The sequence below is a fragment of the Streptomyces sp. NPDC005281 genome (genome assembly GCF_040607495.1).
Classification (GTDB): domain Bacteria; phylum Actinomycetota; class Actinomycetes; order Streptomycetales; family Streptomycetaceae; genus Streptomyces.
Genome location: NZ_JBEXGX010000054.1, coordinates 1 through 17,043, shown reverse-complemented (window position 1 = coordinate 17,043; position 17,043 = coordinate 1). Strand labels below are relative to the sequence as shown.

At 67.5% G+C, this 17,043-nt stretch carries 11 protein-coding genes and 1 pseudogene; 3 read left to right on the top strand and 9 right to left on the bottom strand.

Annotated elements, in window-relative coordinates; translation table 11 throughout:
- Nucleotides 1–374 precede the first annotated feature (374 nt).
- Nucleotides 375–1,367: a LysR family transcriptional regulator gene (locus ABZV42_RS39675; protein WP_356057009.1), complete on the top strand. Its 993-nt coding sequence runs from the start codon at nt 375–377 to the stop codon at nt 1,365–1,367.
- Between the two features lie 81 nt (nt 1,368–1,448).
- Here ABZV42_RS39675 and ABZV42_RS39670 read toward each other — a convergent pair whose 3' ends face one another.
- On the bottom strand, nt 1,449–2,585 hold the full coding sequence (locus tag ABZV42_RS39670; RefSeq protein ID WP_356057007.1) for an acyl-CoA thioesterase/bile acid-CoA:amino acid N-acyltransferase family protein: 1,137 nt from the start codon (nt 2,583–2,585) through the stop codon (nt 1,449–1,451).
- 714 nt (nt 2,586–3,299) lie between these two features.
- Between ABZV42_RS39670 and ABZV42_RS39665 the strand changes: the two genes are divergently transcribed.
- Entirely contained in the window at nt 3,300–3,908 is a 609-nt protein-coding gene (locus ABZV42_RS39665; RefSeq protein ID WP_356057004.1) for a hypothetical protein, read from the top strand.
- A 237-nt stretch (nt 3,909–4,145) separates the two neighbouring features.
- Here the strand turns inward: ABZV42_RS39665 and ABZV42_RS39660 are convergent, their stop codons facing one another.
- From ABZV42_RS39660 to tnpA, 3 genes and pseudogenes are all read right to left on the bottom strand, one after another.
- A complete protein-coding gene (locus ABZV42_RS39660) occupies nt 4,146–4,415 on the bottom strand; it encodes a hypothetical protein (RefSeq protein WP_356057002.1) in 270 nt (89 codons plus the stop codon).
- Nucleotides 4,416–4,516: 101 nt separating this feature from the next.
- A complete protein-coding gene (locus ABZV42_RS39655; protein WP_356057000.1) occupies nt 4,517–5,845 on the bottom strand; it encodes a hypothetical protein in 1,329 nt (442 codons plus the stop codon).
- Nucleotides 5,846–5,987: 142 nt separating this feature from the next.
- Nucleotides 5,988–6,445: pseudogene (gene tnpA / locus ABZV42_RS39650) on the bottom strand (IS200/IS605 family transposase).
- Nucleotides 6,446–6,468: 23 nt separating this feature from the next.
- On the opposite strand from tnpA, the gene ABZV42_RS39645 reads away from it, so the two are divergent.
- On the top strand, nt 6,469–7,626 hold the full coding sequence (locus ABZV42_RS39645) for a transposase (RefSeq protein ID WP_356056998.1): 1,158 nt from the start codon (nt 6,469–6,471) through the stop codon (nt 7,624–7,626).
- A gap of 62 nt (nt 7,627–7,688) precedes the next feature.
- On the opposite strand, the gene ABZV42_RS39640 is transcribed toward ABZV42_RS39645, so the two are convergent.
- The 5 genes from ABZV42_RS39640 to ABZV42_RS39620 form a co-directional block, all read right to left on the bottom strand.
- Nucleotides 7,689–7,838, bottom strand: coding sequence for a hypothetical protein (locus ABZV42_RS39640; RefSeq protein ID WP_356056996.1), 150 nt, complete (start codon nt 7,836–7,838; stop codon nt 7,689–7,691).
- Nucleotides 7,839–8,114: 276 nt separating this feature from the next.
- Nucleotides 8,115–9,389, bottom strand: a complete 1,275-nt coding sequence (locus ABZV42_RS39635) for a TIGR02679 family protein (RefSeq protein ID WP_356056994.1) — start codon at nt 9,387–9,389, stop codon at nt 8,115–8,117.
- Entirely contained in the window at nt 9,386–13,624 is a 4,239-nt protein-coding gene (locus ABZV42_RS39630) for a TIGR02680 family protein (protein ID WP_356056992.1), read from the bottom strand. The genes ABZV42_RS39635 and ABZV42_RS39630 overlap by 4 nt, the downstream gene beginning before the upstream one ends.
- A complete protein-coding gene (locus tag ABZV42_RS39625; protein WP_356056990.1) occupies nt 13,621–14,946 on the bottom strand; it encodes a TIGR02678 family protein in 1,326 nt (441 codons plus the stop codon). Before ABZV42_RS39625 ends, ABZV42_RS39630 begins: the two co-directional genes overlap by 4 nt.
- Nucleotides 14,943–16,565 (bottom strand): TIGR02677 family protein, encoded by a 1,623-nt coding sequence (locus ABZV42_RS39620; RefSeq protein ID WP_356056988.1) that lies wholly within the window; start codon nt 16,563–16,565, stop codon nt 14,943–14,945. Before ABZV42_RS39620 ends, ABZV42_RS39625 begins: the two co-directional genes overlap by 4 nt.
- Nucleotides 16,566–17,043: the final 478 nt, after the last annotated feature.

The window sequence follows — 17,043 nt, the reverse complement described above, 5'->3', positions numbered from 1 at the left end:
GCTGAGCGCTTCCCTCCGTCAGGATGCTCCCACGTCCAGCGCGGCCGTCCGCGTGACCACGATCGGATGGTCAGTCACCTAGGGTAACGAACTTCCGTTTCGCTGGGCAGAGGTCAGGCTCGATACTGTGCGCCACAGCCGGCCCCACAGGGGGGTTGTTTGTGGCTCCATGGTTTCTGGTACCGCAGCAACGACGAAGGTCTCCCCTAGGACAGCAAAGACAAGCCCGTGTGGGGGGCGGCGATCCGGCTTGGGCGCGTAGCAATCTGGCATGCATCCAGCCTCGCCCTCGAGTTACGGGCCGTCCAACACTAGTTTCTCGTGCATTCAGGCAATTCTGTTGTGGATCAAGCTCAGTTGGCGAGAATGGATGTATGAGCCATGACGTCCATCCGCGACTCCTGCGTGCCTTCGTTGCCCTGGCGGAGGAACTGCACTTCACCAGGGCGGCCGGCCGCCTGTTCGTCGCACAACAAGCACTCAGTCGGGACATTCGGCACCTAGAACAGGTATGGGGCAGGGCCCTGTTCGACCGGGACACCCGGCATGTAGCCCTCACCGCTGAAGGGCACCGCTTACTGCCCCTGGTGCGTCACGTGCTGTCTGCTCATGTACAGCTCAGTGAAGAACTCGACCAGGTGCAGGCTTTGGGGAAAATTCGACCGTTGCTCGTCGATGTAGCCCTCCACGGTTCTACTGGCCCTCCGGTGCTCGCAGCAGCTCGCGAGTCCGCCCCCGGCTTGGAGTTCGTCCCCCGGTTCCACAGCGGCTTGGCGGGGGCAGCAACCGAGATAGCAGACGGCCGCCTGGATGTCTCATTCGGCCGTGTTGGTGGGCTGTCGCCGACGGTTCGCGACGGTCTGGAACACCAGCTGGTCCGCTACGACCAACTGGCAGTCCACCTGCCCCCCGATCACCGGCTGACTGCCATGTCGCAGATCCCGTTGGCAGCGCTGGCTGGCGAAACGGTCTACGCCGCCGCAGGCAACGAAGACACCACTGAATGGACGGACTACGCCCGCACCCTCTTTGAGGGACGTGGAATCAAGCTGGCGCCACCGTTTCCAAAGATCGAGGGCGAGGTCGAGTTCAGGCGCGTCATGCAGAAGCACAACTGGTCGGTTCTGGCCAACGTCAACTTTTCCGATGTGCCTGAGATGGCACTGCGCCCGCTGGTCGACCCGGTGCCCCTCGCCCCCGTCTCCATGGTCTGGCGTCGGGGCCTGCGGCACCCGGGACTGCAGGCCCTCATCGAAGCTGCCCAAACCCTGGGCGCAGCCGAGCGGTGGCTTGAACGTCCCCCAGACTCCTGGCTACCTGAGGTTGACACGGCCATCGTGGCAGGAGGCCGTAATGAACGCTGCTGAACGGAGGCGCCGACTCCTGGGTGCACGAACAGGACTTCGAGCACCCAGGAGAAGCAGGAGTCGCTCATTCTCCTAGAGCGTTCAGGAGCCGAGCGCTCCCAGGAGAGCAAGGACTCTGGACCAGCCTGTCTCCCGAGCCGCTGCATTGCCAGCGCGAGTGCCTCCGAGGTCGCTCACCCGACGGGTCACAGGTTGCTTCAAGCGGGTGCCGGACGGGAGGTACGGGAAGGTACCAACGCCATGCCCTGCATCCGGGTAGATCAGGGCCTTATGCGGATACTGGTCGCTTACAGCATCGAGTTCCTGGACGATCTGCCGGGCCCACTGAGGAGATTTCCACAGTAGGTCGTTGGCTCCCGCGATGGCCAGGACGGGTCCGCTGACATGGGTGAGCGGGATGGGCTTCTCGGCAACTGGCTTGCCCCCCTTCGTCCAGGCGAAGGCTCCGTAGTCTGGAAAGCCGCTGTTGACCCGCGCTGAGGGAGCATAGACAACAGCACCATGGATGAGGGCGGGGTAGTCGTTGGCCAGGAGCAAAGCAGCTTCGCTGCCCCGTGAATAGCTCATGGCCAGTATGTGGCGGGAGTCGACTTCTGGTCGCGCAGCCAAAAGTCGGGCAGCTGAGGCGAAGTACTCGAGGGGGATCTTCTCCAAGGAGTGCGGCAGGCCGGGGAGGTTAAAATACGCAAGCGACAGAGCTGGGTAGCCGTGGGAGGCCAGCAGGGCTGCCGTAGCCGTAGTGCTGTTTCCGCCTTCCGACCCACCGAAAACAAGCACTGCGGGATGCCGTGGGGTGCCTGGGGCTGGCAAGTACAGGGTCCCTGCGACCTTATCCGCCGCGACGGTGAGCTTCTTGCTGGTCACGCCGCTGCCGAACCATTCGCGAGTTACCGTGCGGGAGGCGAGTTGGTGTCCGTCTGCTGTTGCGGTGAGGGTGACACGATAGGTGTGCTCGCGGGAGGTAGGGGGTACGAAGGACGCGACGTCAGGATCTCCTGACGCCGGCGCCATCGACCAGAACAGGCCCATGCCATCTGGACTCTGGTAGGTGCCGGAAGCCGGGTGAGCCGTGTCTAAGACAACACGGCCGTGGGCGTTTGCACGGAAGGTCGCCCGCCCGCGCCACGCAACATGCTGGCGGTCAACCGCCCGCGAGGTGATGGTGACTTCCTGGCCAGGCGATAAACCGCTGATCAGTGGATGCACTGGTTCGTCCACCAGTGCCACCGGACTGCTGACGTCGAACTCTGCGTGGCTGCTGGGCGCCGTGCATCCCCCAGTGCCTACGGTCAGGGCAAGCACTGCCATGAGGCAAGTCCAGCCCGGTTTCCGATTCTTCAAGAGTCTGTTCCTTGCCGTCATCGCCGGCTTGCAGTGCCCGATACAGCCCAAGTTGCCACGGGCTTGCAAGTTTCAGAAAGATTACTCAATCACATGGGTTGCGAACCTGCCATGGGTTCGGCTCACCGGAGCACGATGATCATGCACTCAGAAGGTCACCCTGTAACTAGGGCCCTGAAATGTGGAGTTAGGTCGGTCTTAGGTCGGGTTCAAGGTCGACGTAGCCGAAGGGTCGGTATGTGTCCAGTCTGCTGGCTATGCAAGTCCTTGCAGACGTTCACCTCTCATTGCCGAGCCAGTGTCAACATCCTTGGAAGCCCCCGAGGTTGTTGAGGTCGCGTTAGCTGCTCAGCTGGCCATTGAAGAGTGATGGTGGGCAGCTACGGTCGTCGTGATTGCTGTACTTCGTTGCTGTACCGCAGGGATCAGCGCAGCCGCTTGGCTTGGTCGTACTCCCGCTGCCTGGGAGCTGGGCTGTAGCTGATCTGAGGCGTCGGATCGCTCGATCGTTTGCCGACGCTTGTGCACCGGTTGGTGTACGGCGGTGAGCACGCACAGAGCCATGGCGTCGTCGTCCTCCCGTAGGGGAGGATGCAAGAGAGTGCCAACGATCGAGAGCACGACGGGGTGGGGATGAAACAGGGAGATTCTGAGTCCGCGGTCGGCATCAACAAGCCGATTGGCCAAGAGGCACGCGAAGCCTGGGGCTCAGAAGCGTACTTGATCCTCGAAGGCGTAGCTCAGACGTACCACACCGTGATCACTTACAAGGAGTTGGCGGAGGAGATCCAAAGCCGGACTGGCATCCGGACCAAGACCCTCCTGCACAACTGGATCGGTCCGATCTTGGGCCGGGTGGTGCGTGAAGCCCACCGTCGCGGCGACCCACCACTGACGGCTCTGGTGGTCCATACAGACGACGGCAAGGTAGGCAGTGGATACAAGGAAGTTCTGGCAGTCGCTGGAGAGCCACCGGTAGATGACGAGCTGGAACGCGAGCATCACGCTGCCAACGCCCGCCTTGATTGCTACCGCCGCTTCGGGGCGACTATGCCGCCTGACGGTGGTGTGCCTGCCCTCGCCCCCAGATTGCAGGCCGCCGTCGAGCGCGGCCGAGAGCGTACTGAAAAGCCGGCCCGGGTTTGTGAGGGCTGCTTCGTCCAGCTGCCTTCGACAGGCATTTGCGATTCGTGCGGTTAGTCAACGACTGCTTCGTCCCGAATGAGGGTCGGGTGGTGATCTTGTCAGCGACTACGGAGTTTCCCCTGGGCAGAGCATCGGACTGGCACGGTCTCGAAGTGCCTCGGGGAGCGGGTTGCTCCCCGATGGTTCCCGAGGAGACAGTCGTCCGGACCCGGCCGTTACGTCCTCCACATCCTTGGCGAGGAGTCCTCGGGTTCATGTCCATGAGGCGCAGACGGATCGACAGGGCTGCTGTCATCGTGGCGGCGGAGGCGTCGGCCACGCGGTTCCCTCGACAGCCGCGTCCAGGAGATCGCCGAGCCGATGCCAGGCGCCCGGGCCGGCGTGCGACATGGGGCTCGCCGCGAACCGCAGCCACGCCGCGTCACTGCCTGCGAGTGCCTCGGTGACGTAGGCGGCGACTGCGGGATGAGTGGTGTCGTAGCGCGGGCCGCGGGCCTTCAGCGCAGACCAGGCAGGCAGCAGCCGAAGTAGCTCCGGAGGGCACTCGGGCCGGGACAGCATGATCTCGGCCCAGCTTCCACGAAGGTCGGGTCCACCGCCCAGGCGCCTACGCAGGTGCAGCGTGAGACCGAGGAGCGTCTGCTGCGGGGCGGAGTGGCGGGTCAGTATGTCGTCGAAGGTGAGGGACTTCGGTAGGGGCGGGCGGCGAAGGAGAGCAGGGCCTCCTCGACGAGCGCGTCATTGTCCATGTGCCGGTCGAGGTAGGCGACGAGAACGTCCTCGTCGGCGGCGGCCAGCTTCTTGAACCCGACGCCCTGCGGGTCGCCGAGGGACGCCGTGCGTCGGCCGGGCAAGGCGGGGACGGGATCGGTGACGAGCGGCATGATGATGGCGATCAGCTCCTTGGCCCGTCGGTTCTCCTCCCATGCGGAATGGTCAGACGAGTAGCTGTGTGCATCGGACCGAGCGGACAGGGCCCGCCGGGTGTCCTGCACCACGAGACGTGCTTTCTGCCGCGCCTCGTCCGGGACTTCGGGGAGATGCACGAGGAGCGCGTGCAACCAGCCGAGATCGCGCACGACCGGAGAGCGCGAATCGAGATCCGGCTCCCAGAGGCTCAAGGCGGTAAGGGAGATGGTCGCGAACCGGGTGCCGATGGCGGCGACGAGTTCTTCAGACGCCAGCCATTCCCGGGGCCGTCCGAGACGCTGAGCCTCGCCGGGGTTGAGGAGGAACCGCCAGGTTTGCCTGCCTGCGCGCTCCACCCAGGCGACAGCAGAGCGGCAGGTCATGGTCTGGAGGTACCGGGACTGCATCTCCGCGTCGAGGAATCGCTCCACGTAGTCCCGCTCCTCCTGGGACGCAGCGGCCAGCTCGTCGGCGTAGCGCTCCCGTGCCTGGGCGGGCGTCAGCCCGTCCCGGCAGGACCGTGAGATCTGGGTGAGGAGGACTGCCCGCCCGAAGTATTCCAGGTCGTGTGCGGCGACTTCCTCCAACAAGGCCGGTTCGACGTGCCACGGCAACGAGCCGAGCAGGTGCTCGCGCACCACGCGATCGGCGTCACTGTGCAGCGCGCACCAGGTCAGCAGGCGGCGGTGATGCACGGTCTGCGCTCGGATGATGCCGGACCACATGCTGTCCCATGCGCCGGATGCGGCACGGTGGCGCTCCATCCATGCTTCGACGTCTTCTTCGCCGTCATGCTTGTCCGGACCGAACGGGAGGCAGTCGAGGGCTGCGACGAACACGTCCTCGTGCAGGCCGTGTTCACCGAGCACGAGCTGGGCGGGCGTCGGAGCCGTCAGTAGCTCGGGGGTGATGGCCAGGCCCGTCGCCGAGCGGCGGCGGAGCTCAGCGACGACGGCGCGGATGAGCGCTGCCCCACCCTCTCTCCGGCCGAGCACACCGAGTCGCGCGTCAGTGCACTCCCGCAAAAACCGCACCCTGTATGCGTCCGGGCAGGCGGGGTGCGACAGGCCGACGCGGGTCAACTCCACGCGCTCGGTTGTCATGTATGGCTGCGGTTCGCGATTCAGCGTGATCTAGCGCGGAACCCCGGGCGTTCACGCCCGGGAGGAAGCGCTTCTTGACGCTGTTCTGACCCGCGCGGGTCGCGGGTCTGCGCTGTTGGCCTCAGCCGGGACGTTTCTGGTTCTCGATGTACTCCTTGATGACGGCGAGCGGGGCGCCCCCGCACGAGGCGGCGAAGTAGGACGGCGACCAGAAGCGCTCACCCCACAGGTACGTGCGGATGTGGCCGGGGAACTCTCCCCCAGCCTTCGGCCGGGAGGTGCCCCCAGCCGCAGGCGCCGGGCGGAGACACCCTTGAGGGAGCCTACGAGTCGGGAGACGGCGACCTTGGGCGGGTAGTGCACGAGCAGGTGGACGTGATCGCGTTCGCCGTTGAACTCCCGCAGTTCCGCGCCGAAGTCGGTGCACACGTCACGCATGACCTCTTCACAGCGCCGAAGGATCTCGTCGGTGAATGGTCCGCGCCGGTATTTGGGGGTGAAGACCAAGTGCGCGTGGAGGGTGTAGACGACGCTACGGCCCCTGCGGACGTCGGGGTTCGGTTCCCAGCTTGGTGACATAGAGCAATGCTACGATTACGCTTATGAAGATCGTGACACAGGTCAAACTCATGCCGGATGCCGTGCAGGCCTCCGCGCTTGAGCGCACCTTGCGCACGGTCAATGACGCTGCGAACTGGGTGTCGGAGGTGGCATTCGGGCACGGCGTGCCGCGTGAGTACGAGCTGCGCAAACACACCTACGCCGAACTCAAAGCGCGGGGGCTGGGAGCGCAGGCCGCGCAGCACGTCATCAAGAAGGTGCGCGACTCGTACACCACGCTCAAGGCGAACATCCGGGCCGGGAACCTCGGCAAGGAAGGTTCCAGGCGTCGCCGCAAGGCCGAGTCCAAGCCGGTCGTCTTTCGGCCTGAGGCCGCCCAGCCGTATGACGACCGGTGCCTGAGCTGGCAGTACGACCAACGGACCGTGTCTGTCTGGACTGTGGACGGCCGGGTCAAGAACGTGCCGTTCGTGTGCTCTGCTGATGCGCTCAAGATGCTCCAGGCGCACCGGCAGGGCGAATCCGACCTGGTCGAGCGCGACGGCGTGTTCTACCTCGTCGCCACCTGTGACGTGCCCGAGGCCGAGCAGTACGAGCCGGACGGGTTCATAGGCGTCGACCTCGGCATCGTCAACATCGCCACCACATCCACCGGCTACCAAGCCGCCGGGCGCGGCCTGAACCGGTACCGCAAACGACACCTTGCCCTGCGGGCCAAGCTCCAGAAGAAGCGCACCAAGAGCGCCAGGCGACGGCTCAAGGCCCGTGCCCGCAAGGAAGCGCGGCACGCCGCGAACACCAACCACATCATCTCCAAGACGATCGTGACCGAGGCTGAACGCACCGGGCGCGGCCTGTCCCTCGAAGAACTCAAGGGCATCCGCAACCGGGTACGGCTCCGTAAGCCCCAACGGGTCGCCCTCCACTCCTGGGCGTTTGCCCAGCTCGGAGAATTCGTCGTCTACAAGGCCAAGAGGGCGGGTGTGCCCCTGGTCTTCGTTGATCCCGCGTACACGTCGCAGATGTGCGCCGAGTGCGGCCACGTCGATAAGCGCAACCGCGTCGACCAGAGGCTTTTCATCTGCCGGGGGTGCGGGGTCGTTGCCCACGCCGACCGGAATGCTTCCCACAACATCGCCACCCGTGGTGAGACCGTGTGGAATGCGGGGCGTGAGTCACGCGTCCCTGCGACCCCGTAAAGGGTGCTGGACCGGGGAGTCCACCCAGCGGCCAGCTGGGCACTACCTCCAAGCCCGGTCCTTCAGGACCGGGTCAAGTTGACATCGTTCTCCACCGCTGTGGCCAAAAGCCACTCGGGCGCCGACTGCGCGAGCGGTCCCGTGAGCAGGGCCATGAGCAGGCCGTCCCGGTCCGTGCCCTGGGACGCCGTGCGTATCGCCTCGACAGCCATGCGCGTAGGCGGGGAGTCGTCGGACGCCTGTGCGATGACCGTACGCAGGAAATCGAAAGGGAGAGACGTACGTGATTCCGCCGCGGTCATCGGACTCCAATCTCCGACACCGCGCTCTTGGCCTCTTATCGGTCCCACCCAGGCACGGTGATCCAGCAGGTGTTGTCGTCAATCATGCCGAACGAGACTGACAGCGCAGACGGTTACGGACATACAGGTCTGGAGGGGGCCTGCGGAGCAAGTCGGCTCCCGGAGCGCGGCACGGCGCCGACGTCTCTACGCCTGGCGTGACAGGTCGGCCACCAGAAGTTCGAGGGTCGCCTCCTCGTGGAGCGCGACACCGAGGGCGGTCATCGCAGAGGCGAGATCCGGGTCCCAGCCTGCGCTGACCGGCTGGCCGTCGAGGGCCAGTTGAGGGATGCCTTCGGCCTGACTGCGAGCGGCCAGGTGCTCGTAGTCCGCGGCGCCCATGCGCCACGGCAATGCTTCGTAGCGGCGGATGACGCGGTTGGCCAGAGCGATCCCCGGCCAGTCGAAGTCGCCGTGGTACGCGAAGCGGCAGCCCGTGGCGGCGAGTGCGTCGAGAAGCGTGAACACCACCGTGGCGGCGCTGCCGGACGTGCACACCAGGGGCTGAACGCAGGCCGCGTCCGCCGCGGCTTCCACCACGCGTGGATTCTCACAGATGTGGATGAGCGTTCCGGCAGGAAGTCGCAGTCGAAGCTCATGCAGGTCGCGTGGTGTGATGTGAACTTCGGCGTGATGGTCGGCCCGCTCCCGCAGGGCACGCTCCGGCCAGCCCTCGCCGTCGGGCCGCAGCCCGTACGTCAGCACCGTGCTGGAGACCTCGTCCGGAGTGACGGACACCAGCCGCCACAGAGCGCGTCGACCGGCCGCATCGTCGGGGAACTCGGTGCCATGGGCGAGGGCGACGCCGCGTTGGACGAGGCGTGAGAGCCAGGTGCCGTCGTCCAGACCGTGCGCTGAGCCGGTCGCCAGGGCGGCGAGTTCTCCTCGACCGAGAGTGCCGCCCCGCTCGGGCCCTAGGAGCGTGATGAGGACTTGGACCGCCTGCTGGAGTGTCCATATCGCTGTCTCGGGCGTCACTCCTCTCGGAACGCCGGCACGGCGCAGCAGGTCGTACCACTGCTGGGGCCATTCCTGATCGGCGAGCGGGGAGGCATCTAGTGACGAAGCGAGGGACGACCACACCTGCTCTCGCCGCGCCGTCACCTCTGCGCGGGCGGCACGGCGGTCGCTGAGCGGTGGGCCGAGTTCCTCCAGGGTCTGTCTGAGGCCGAGTCCCGCGGCCGAGGCGCGTAGCCGGGCGTCGAGCATGTCGAGCCGTACCGTCACGGTGGTACCCGTGAGAGGTTTGTCCAACAGGAGAGACAGGTCGTTGCGTTCCTGGGCGTTCATCGCGGTCAGTCGCAGTGAGCCCGTGGCCTGTACGCCGTTGCTCTCCAGGCGTTTACGTACGCCATCCCAGAGCCGGGTAAGTCCGGGGCCCATCAGCCAGTCGCGCGTCGCGGAAGGCAGTCGCCCGCTCATACGGACACCAGGCGCCGGTGCCGGCCGTTCCAGGTGTAGTGCAGGGTGGCCACCCCGCGCACATGGGGATCACGGAGGCACTCGTAGATGTGCAAGGACGGAACCTCGGGCCAGTTGCCCATGAGCCGCTCGCTGGTAAGGACGAAATCGAGATCGAGGTCGACGAGGATACGGCCCAGCCGGCCATGGGTGGGTTCGTCGACCTTGGCGAAGGCGTCGTCCAGGAGGATCAGCCGCGGTGCATGCGGTGCTGACTCGGCGAGGCTGGTGAAGTGGGCGGCCGCCGCGGCGAAGAGCACGAGATAGGAGAGCACCCGCTGTTCGCCCTGGCTGAGCCCGGTCCGGCCGGTCAGTTTCCGGCGGCGGCCCGGGGCCGCGTCCTCGACCACGAAGGCGTGGAAACGGAACCAGTCGCGGTAGTCCAGCGCGGTTCGCAGATGGGCGGCGTAACCGGCTGACGGGTCGGCACGACGGGCGTCCTCGATCCGGCGTTGCAGTACTTCACGGAGCTGCTCGGTCTGCTCACGCGTCCTGAGGCTCGACGGACTGCGCAGCAGCTCGACAGCCGCGCGCACGTCCGCGTCGACGTCCTCGTCTAGCTTCCACAGCAGCTCGACGCCGAGACCGTGCGATGTGCGTACAGTCTTCAAGGTGTCGTTGAGAGCCGCGACGAGGTTCGCCGCGGTGATGACCTGCGCCGAGAGATGGTCGCCGAGCTCACCGGTCAGGAACCGCTGGAACACCTCGCGCTCGCGCTCGGTGAGCCGTCCCCGGGCCTCCGCGGCCTGAACCGCGATCCGCTCGCCCACGGCCGCGACGTCATGGGATCCGTGGTCGTCGACCAGGCGGCACACCTTGATCCCGTCGCTTTCCTCCAGCTGCGCGTCGAACCCGCCGGCCAGTTGGTCGCGCAGCTCAGTGTGCCGGTTGAGCAGGGTGCTATCCGACACCTCGCCCTTCGGGCGGCCGAGGGCCTGTTCCACGGTGGCGGCGAGTGTCCGCAGTGCTCGTAGACGGCTGCGGACGTCCGTGCCGGGATCATCCGACATGTACTCAGGCAGCGAGGACCGGTCCAGCCCGGCGCCGTGCACCACCTCGGGTCGGCCGAGAGCACCGCGAAGAGCGCTTCCGGTGTTGATGACCGCAGTCTCCTGATCCGCCAGGTTCCCGCGCAGGCGCTTCTCGTCCTCTTCTGCGCGCACGCGCAGGTCGTGGAATTCGTCGCGGGCTCGCCCAGCCGCAGGGAGGGAGTGGACGGCGTTCGCGATGCGCTGCTTGGCCTCCTGCTCGCGGGCGAGGATCTCCTCCTCCGACGACCCGATGGCGTCAACGCGGGTGCGCAGGTCCTGCTCAGCGGTGCGCAGTCCGGCGAAGTGGAGCCGGTAGCTCTCGTCCGCGGCCAGGCGATCCTCTCGGGCGCGTCCATACCGGTCGGCGTCGGCTTGGTTCGCCCCGAGCCGCTCGCCCGTGCCACCTACGGCCCTGCGCAGGTGCCCGATACCGCTAAGCAGGGCAGCCAGCGCGGTGCGCACGCGGTCCAGGGCGGCGGGGTCGCCGGGAAGGTCGTGGGCGGTCGCGGTGGCATCCGCCTCGGCACGCGCCGATACCGCCAGAGCGCGGGCCTCCTCGGCCAGCCGTGCCGCGCGGGTTGCCTTGGCCGTCAGGTCGCGCAGCGTCCGCTCGGCTGATTCAGTCCTGCTCCAGGCGTCCGCGAGACTCCGTGCCCTGGGGAAGTCCCGCTCCGCGAGGGTGAGAGCCCGACGCATGGCATCGGCTACGGTGAGCTCCTCGCGGACGTCGGCCAGCTTCTGTTCCGTCTGCGTGATTCGCGCCTCCAACTCGGCGAGGATGCGCCGCCGGGTCTCGGCGCGTACGGCGGCCCCCACGTACTCGGTGTTGCGCTTGTCATGACGACCGCTGAGCACGCCCAGACGCCAACTGCCGTCACAGAAAACCACGTTGTGAGCGGAGGTCTGCTGCGCCGGTGCGAGTGCGATGGTGGCCAGTAGACGCCGTACCTGCTCGGACGTGACGCCGCAACCCTGTTCGGGGGCTGGGCGCAGGACCGAGGCGAGAGTCGGCTCGTCGGACAGCATGGGACCTGGCTGGAGAAGGGTGTCCTGGGTGCGCGGATCGAGAAGGACGCCGTCCGCGCCCACCCACGCGTCCAGGATTCCACTAGCCTCCAGGGCTCCTTCCAGACCGGCTCGGTCGGCCGGAGCGAGATCGTCCGCGAAATCCACGAGCCGGTAGAAAGGTGCTCCACTGCCCGGCGTCCTCGCGGCGACGCGATGGTGCGGGGCCGCTGGCTCAGGATCGGTACGTTGCTCCCAGTCCCGCTTCTTCTCCGTCAGGCGGTCGCGTTCCTCGCCGAGCCGGCTGACGTCGAGCGCCAGGGCGTCCCGGCGCTCGGTGAGTTCCTCGCTGTACGGCTCCAATGCAGCCTGAGCGGTCTGCCGCGCCTGGCTGTCGATGTCGGGTGGCAGCGCGCGGTCCGCGAACGGCGCGTCGGCGGAGGTCTCACAGCCGACGCAGGCGTGGACAGCGTCCAGAAGCGGGCAGTCGGGCCCCAGCGCAGTCCGCGTGTCCGCCACCCACTCGGCGACACGATCCGCGTAGGCGCCGCTCTCCTCAACGACCTTCTGGCGGCTGACGTCGAGACGGCCGGCGGCCTCTTCTGCCTCGCCCTCCAGCCGTTCCCGCTCGGCATCGGCCTGAGCCGCCCCCACCCGGGCCTCGTCCGCCCGTGAGATGAGACGGGTCACCTCCTGAACCATCCGGGCCCGGTTTCTCGCGACCGCCTCGGCGTCCTCCAGTTGACCCTGCCAGGACCGTAGCCCTTCCTGCGCCGTGGCCGTGTCCACGCGGGCCACCAACTGATGTCGCACGGTGCGCGTCTCCCCGTCCGGAGTCGTCAGCTCTGCCTCGGTGGCCTGGGCAAGAACCGTGCGCGATAGCGCCACCGCCTCGCCGAGATGGCCGGTGGGGAGCCCGGCCTTCTCCGCCTGCGTCAGCAGTTCCCGGTGCTCCGTCCCCAGCTCGGCCAGGCGGCTTCCGAGATGTTCGACACCATCGGCCAGCCGCTCAGCCGTGCTCTCCTCCGCGTCGTGTGCGTTTCGCAGGGTGGTGAATACGGCCACTGCGGCGGTGTGCAGCGCCTCCACCGTGCCGCGGCGTTCCGACAGTTCGCGCAGGCTGCGGTAGGCGTGACTGGCGTGCAGGGCGGCTAGGTCGGTCCGGGCGGCTTGTTCCTCCTCGCGCAGGGTCTCCACTCGGCCCTCCGACTCCTCCTCCTGGGTCCTCAGGTCGCTCGTCCGCTGTGCGGCGTCTCCGGCAGCCCGGCGCCGCTGTGCGAGGACGCCCAGCTCGTGGCCCACTCTCTGTGCGGAGGTGCGCAGGACTCCGGCCAGGTAGCCGCGGTAACTGGTGAGGAACGTGCGCAAGGCTGTGTCGGTGCGTTCCAGGCGGCCGAGTTCGTCCCGTACGGCGTCGAGGTCGTGGAGGTTGCGCGCCACCTTCTCGACGACGTCCTCGTCGAGCCCCGGCAGGGTCTCGCTGAGCAGGGAGGCCAGGCCCCCGTGTTCGATGCGGTCCCCGACTGTCGGGCGCCGCAGCCGGTGGAGGAGCTGGGTGAGGTTGCGGTAGCGCGTCGCGTCGGTGATGCCGAACAGTTCCCGGGCCACGCGGGACCGATGCTGGACCGCACGGTCGGTCGCATTGTCGGGGCCGAGGATCTCCTTGAGCCGGTCGACCGGCAGCGGCTTACCAGCCTCGACCAGGTGCAGGTCCTCACCGATCCGCAGCGGGGTGACGAAGAACGTCGGCAGCGCCTTCTGCGTCGACTTCGAGGCGCGGACGGCGGCACCGAGCGTCAGGTGGCGGTGACCGGAGTCGTCGGCTGTGCTCCGGAACTCCACCCACAGGTACCCGAGACGGTTGGTCTGCTCGAACCCGTCCAGCATCAGCCAGGCGAGCGTGGTGCGGCTTGTACCCGTCGCGTCCAGTGCCCGGGAGTCGCCGTCCAGAAGATACGGCAGCAGCATCTCCAGGGCCTTGGACTTGCCCGCGCCGTTCTTGCCGCGCAGCAGCAGCCGTCCGTCGCCGAAGGAGAACTCCTGCGCGTCGTACTGCCAGACGTTCTGGATGCCCGCCCGGTGCAGCCGGAAGCGGGCGCCGGCGGTCGTCGCGAGGCCGGAACGCGGCAGCGGAACGAGGCCACGTGCGTCGGTGGTCATAGCGGCAACTCCTCCTGAACGTCCGTGCCTTTTCCGGCTGTGGTGGCCGGGCGCACGGTCACGTGGGTGGCGTAGCGAGCCGCCGCGGCCAGCAGCACCCAGCCGTCGCCGCCGGGCCGTGCGCCATGGGCATCGGTCACCGTGCGCCCTTCCGGCGCCTCCTCGACGTACCCCTCTGGCAATCCTTCTCCCTCCGCGCGCAGCCGTCCGGCGCGGACCATCAGCCGCATGCGGACCAGCAGGTCCAGTACGGCCTCTCGCAGGGAGGGAGGGTCCTCCAGATAGCCGCGTTGCCAGTTGCTGCGCTGCCCGTACTTGGAGATCAGCCCGGCCAGCACCTCATCCACCAAGCCGTCCGGAACCGCCACCCCGATGACCAGCGTCCCGCCGGTCGCCGGATGCCCCGACTCCTGCGGCCGAAGTTGTTCCACAAGCCGTTCCGCCAGCAGCAGCGCGGCCTGCGCAACGGTCCCGGTGCCCGGCAGGTGCAGATCCGTCAGCTCCTCTTCGGGATCCACCAGCGCCACGCCCTCGGCACGGATCTCCATCTCCAGGCCCAGGAGTTCGGAGAAAGCCTGGGCTTCCCTACGCTGCCGGGTGCGTAGCCAGTCGCGCTCGGCGTCGGTCAGCTCGTCGAGGTGGACGATAGGCGTCTCGACGAGCATCCGACGTACATACGTGCGCGGTCCGCCGAACCCCGGGTCCGCTGCCCGCCGGACCAGATCGGCGCCGTCCCGTGCCTGCGAGAGCGGGCCGGCGACTACCACGCGTGCCAGCTCCCGATCCACCGTGATCAGGGCTTCTCCGCCCGCCTCCTGCGCAATTGCGGCCACATGGCCCTCGGTCTCGATGAGCACGCCCCAATCGACCAACTGGCGCAGAGCCGCGACCAGGGTCCGCTTCCCCGCCACCCGGCCCGCCGCCTCCAGCTCGATCCCCGCGTCGGCCGCGGCGGCCCTGATATCGGCGACCAGCTGCGACAGCAGCATCTGCTCGGGCGCGGTCACCAGCACGGACAGGGCCAGCGCGAGGCAGGCGTATGTGTGTGGGGTGAAGGGGGTGCCGGTGGAGCGTTCCAGCCGATGTCCCGAGCCCGTCCCCAGCCCTGCCTTGAACAGCCGGGCGTAGGAGCTGTCGACCAGCAGGCGGTAGCCGAGCACCTGCTGGAACCGTTTGCCCAGCCAGTCCGCGTGCCTGCGGATCAGCGGGAAGAGGTCGGCATGGGGGCCGTCCGACGCGATCAGCGGGTGGGCGAGCAGCAGCCGGGCGGCGGTGCGGCGCTCGGCTGCCAGTGCCACGTCGTGAGTCGAGGGAAGGGTCATGACACGCTCGCCTCAGCTTCGCCATCGACTGCGGCGGAGGTGCGACCGATGTTGAGCTCCAGGTCGTCCAGCAGCAGATCACCGTCGGCCGAGTACAGCATTGTTTGAGTGCCCGCCGTCCGGCGCACGGTGAGCCGGATATGCAGTTCGGCGTCTTCACTGCTGGCCGAGTCGAGGCCGAACCCCGCCGTCCTCTCCCCGCCCGTGCTGACGTTCCTGCTGAACTGCGCGTTCCCGAGTGCCGTCGCCAGCAGCTCCAGGAGCAGGCCGAGCGCTGGCGACGTGAGGCGTACCTCGGCGAACCGGCCGGACGCGCTACGTAGTTCGTCCGCTGCTGCTGCCCTGGCTGCCGCCCGTTGACGGGCCGCCTCTCGCAGTCGCTGCTTCTGCGCCGAATGATCCTCCACCGCGGAGGCCCGGCCGCGCTGGGCGCGGCTACCCCTCTCCCGCAGAGCCACCGGCACCTCGACCACCGGCCCGGTCCACCAGCTCGTGTAGGCGGGCACCACCTCGTCGGTGGCCGGAGGTATGCCCAGATGGCGGGCGCCGTACAGTCCGAAGGCAGCGACGGCGATGTCGTGTGCGTCCTGCGGTGCCGCTTCGTCGAACCAGCGGGCCAGCCGCAGCAGATCCTTGCGCCGGGACATCTCCCCGGTGGCCGACCGCAGCATCCGCTTGGCGTTGGCGAGCAGCGACTGCAGCGCACGCAGGGTGGCGTCTCGCAGCTGGTCGACCTGGCTGCCCTGGCCGTCGGTATCGCTGAACCAGCCGCGCAGGCCCTCCCAATCCGCGAACTCGCGGCCCCGGCTGCGCTGGATCCGGACCTCCAGGCGGCTTTCGCCCTGCGCCGAGAGCGCGGTGAGCCCTTGGGAGTGGGCGTCCAGCCGGTCCAGCAGAGCCGGGATGTGTGGCCACAGAGTGTCCAGCGCCGCCGAGATCCGGGGCGCGCGGAACGCCACGTCCTCCGTGATCGCCTCGACGTAGTCCAGAAGCAACTCCTTGAAGCCCTGGTACTCGGCGCTGTCCAGGTCGTAGCGGGACAGCACCTGGCCGAGGTAGGCGTAGAAGTCGCGTATGGAGTCCGCGAACTCGGTGAACTGCACGAACAGCGTGCTGATCCGCTCCAGTCCGTCCTGCGGCTCGATGCCGCCCGGCGCGGTCACGAGGTCGGCCAGCTCCCGCAGCCCGCGCTCGACAAGTGCCAGCAGTTCGTTGCTCACCTCGCGGGCGGCGTCGGCTTCGGCCAGGACCTCGTCGGCGTCCCGATGGATGCGCTCGCCCAGTTTCGACAGCTGGTAGCGCGAGCGGGAACGCTGGTACTCGCTGATGCTGGACGCGTTCACCGTGTGGCTACTGCGCAGCAGGTTTCCCCACTGCACCAGCTGTTCCAGCCGGACCGTGAGGGTGTCGGCGTCGAGTCCTGCGGCGGAACCGCCGGCCTGGCGCAGTTTCGCCATAACGTCCGGGACAGCAAGATCCGCCAGCAGTGTCCCGCAGAAGACCCGCATGATCGCGACGTGCTCCAGCCGCTCGGGTGCGCTGAGGTACGTGTACGCATTCAGCCTTCGGCGCGCCTCCTCGTCGGCGTCCTGACCTGCACCGGATGCTGATGCCCCCATGTCTGTGAGGCTACGCGGCGCAGCCGGGTGCCGCCGGTGAGTGGCCGAAAGTGCCACGGACGTGTACCGGGCCCCCTGAACGGGCTCTTCGGCTTCAGGCGTGTGAGCGGTAGTGAGGAGTGCCCTATACCCCAGGGGCGCCTAGCAGGGCTGCTGACGCCGACTCATCACCCTCGGTGCTGATCACCAGCGCACGCTAATGCCTCCTGGCGCTCGAAGTCCTCCGAGTTGTGCGGCCTTCGTCTCAATGACCGATCTCAGTAGGACTTGCGGCCAAGCGCTTAGAAGGCGCTTGGTGCGTTCACCTGAACTCGGCCCGTGGTCTGGGCAATCACGCGCGCTGGGGACAGGTTGCCACTCGACTTCGACACGCATTCGACACGGCCTAGGGGGTTTCGTTTGGATCATCGTGTGGACCAGAGGAAGATGCCGGCGATGTGGAGTCCGGCCAGGTAGATGGTGGCGGTCTTTTCGTAGC

Coding starts and splice junctions, on each gene's coding strand:
- ABZV42_RS39665 (WP_356057004.1), top strand. CDS start 3,300: ATGCAAGAGAGTGCCAACGATCGAGAGCACGACGGGGTGGGGATGAAA.
- ABZV42_RS39625 (WP_356056990.1), bottom strand. CDS start 14,946: ATGACCCTTCCCTCGACTCACGACGTGGCACTGGCAGCCGAGCGCCGC.
- ABZV42_RS39620 (WP_356056988.1), bottom strand. CDS start 16,565: ATGGGGGCATCAGCATCCGGTGCAGGTCAGGACGCCGACGAGGAGGCG.
- ABZV42_RS39660 (WP_356057002.1), bottom strand. CDS start 4,415: ATGCTGTCCCGGCCCGAGTGCCCTCCGGAGCTACTTCGGCTGCTGCCT.
- ABZV42_RS39630 (WP_356056992.1), bottom strand. CDS start 13,624: ATGACCACCGACGCACGTGGCCTCGTTCCGCTGCCGCGTTCCGGCCTC.
- ABZV42_RS39640 (WP_356056996.1), bottom strand. CDS start 7,838: ATGGCTGTCGAGGCGATACGCACGGCGTCCCAGGGCACGGACCGGGAC.
- ABZV42_RS39645 (WP_356056998.1), top strand. CDS start 6,469: ATGAAGATCGTGACACAGGTCAAACTCATGCCGGATGCCGTGCAGGCC.
- ABZV42_RS39675 (WP_356057009.1), top strand. CDS start 375: ATGAGCCATGACGTCCATCCGCGACTCCTGCGTGCCTTCGTTGCCCTG.
- ABZV42_RS39635 (WP_356056994.1), bottom strand. CDS start 9,389: ATGAGCGGGCGACTGCCTTCCGCGACGCGCGACTGGCTGATGGGCCCC.